Origin of the sequence: Streptomyces sp. NPDC058964, from assembly GCF_042741275.1 — a bacterium.
In the GTDB taxonomy this organism is placed as follows: Bacteria; Actinomycetota; Actinomycetes; order Streptomycetales; family Streptomycetaceae; genus Streptomyces.
The window spans coordinates 5,041-6,517 of the sequence record NZ_JBHYKH010000075.1 but is presented as its reverse complement, the minus strand read 5'-3'; the positions used below and the strand labels follow the sequence as shown (position 1 = coordinate 6,517).

The 1,477-nt window shown below is 68.9% G+C and carries 1 protein-coding gene and 1 pseudogene; one reads left to right on the top strand and one right to left on the bottom strand.

From position 1 onward, the window contains the following. The first annotated feature begins 116 nt into the window (after positions 1-116). Positions 117-776, top strand: coding sequence for a DUF4097 family beta strand repeat-containing protein (locus ACFW2E_RS12705; protein WP_384465571.1), 660 nt, complete (start codon positions 117-119; stop codon positions 774-776). A gap of 68 nt (positions 777-844) precedes the next feature. Here ACFW2E_RS12705 and ACFW2E_RS12700 read toward each other — a convergent pair. Then, positions 845-1,477, bottom strand: a pseudogene (locus tag ACFW2E_RS12700) (hypothetical protein); the annotation flags it as partial.

Sequence of the window (1,477 nt, the reverse complement as noted above, 5' to 3'; positions counted from 1 at the left end):
GGGCGTTTGCCCTACCCGTTTGATCGTTCCAGATTTTAAGCATATAATAATAGTAACTCTTTCCGATCACAATCCCGCGCCCCATTTTTTTCGCAGGCGCAGCGGAGAAAGCCGCGATGTGCGCGGTCGCCGCCGCGACCGTGCTGACGGCCTGCTCGTCCCCATCGAAGACGGACAAACAGTCGTACGCCGTCAACAAGAAGATCACTTCGCTCCGCGTCGACAACTACGCGGGATCCATAGAGGTCGTGGCGGCGACCGGCGACACCGTCAAGGTCGTCGAGGAGTACGACTACAGCGACGGCAGGCCGCAGACCGAACACTCCGTCACCGGAGGCCAGTTGCTGCTGAAGAGCTCCGGATGCGGTTCCGACGCCGACAAGTGCGCCGTGCGGTACCACGTGGAGGTTCCCGCGACGACCGCCGCGCATCTGACCCTGGGCGGCGGCGACATCACGGTCCACGGCCTGTCGGGCGCCACGTACGCCAAGTCCGAAGGCGGCTCGGTCGACATCGGCGACTCCTCCGCCAAGTCCGTGACCGCGGCCAACGGCGGCGGCGACGTCTCGGTCTCTTTCAAGAGCGTGCCCGACAAGGTGGACGCCAGTACGGAAGGGGGCGACGCCACGGTCCATCTGCCCCAGGGCACGTACGCCGTGGATGCCACCACGGAGGGCGGCCACCGTTCGGTGGACGTGAAGACCGACTCCGGCTCGGCGCACAAGGTCAGGGCACACACGGAGGGCGGCGACGTCAACGTGGAGTCCACGGGCTGACGCCGCTCGCCCTCCGGAGTGCCGCCCCCTGCACCTGAGCGGACCGCGTCGGCTCAGGTGCAGGAACGTCAGGTGCGGACCTGGATCCCGCCATCGTTGTCAGAGCAGCCGCCCGCGGCCCCCGCCGGCCCCACTCGCTGGGCCGGAACGACCACGCCCGCGCCGCCCGCGTGCTGGGCGGACGCCAGGTCACAGGCGAAGCTCCAGGTCAGACGGTGCAGACGGTACTGCTCCGGCGGCTCGCCGACCACTCCCAGAAGATGGGCGTCGATGAGCTCGTCGACGAGGACCTGTGTCTCCTCCACCGGTCGCCCGATGGTCGAGGCAGCCGTGGCCAGGGAGAAGGACGCGGTGCCGAGCATCGAGAGGGACAACAGCGCCCGGCGCACCTCGCCTCGCTGGGCCAGATGGTTCTCCAGCAGCCCCGACCTGACCTCACGGTCACCGAGGCGGAGTTCGTCGAGCAGGGTCCGCTGGTCGGCCAGCCGGTCGGCGAGGCGTGTCAGGGACCAGTGCGGCCTGGCCGCGAGCTTGGCGCCGCCGATGCGCAGGGCGAGCGGATGTCCCGCGCACAGCTCCACGATCCGCGCGGCAGCCCGCGGCTCCGCCGCCATCCGGCGCGGATCGATGATGCTGGCCAGCCCCACCCGCGCCCCGACCCCGCCCCGCGACTTGAGATAGATTGTGTTGTTTGCCCCCAG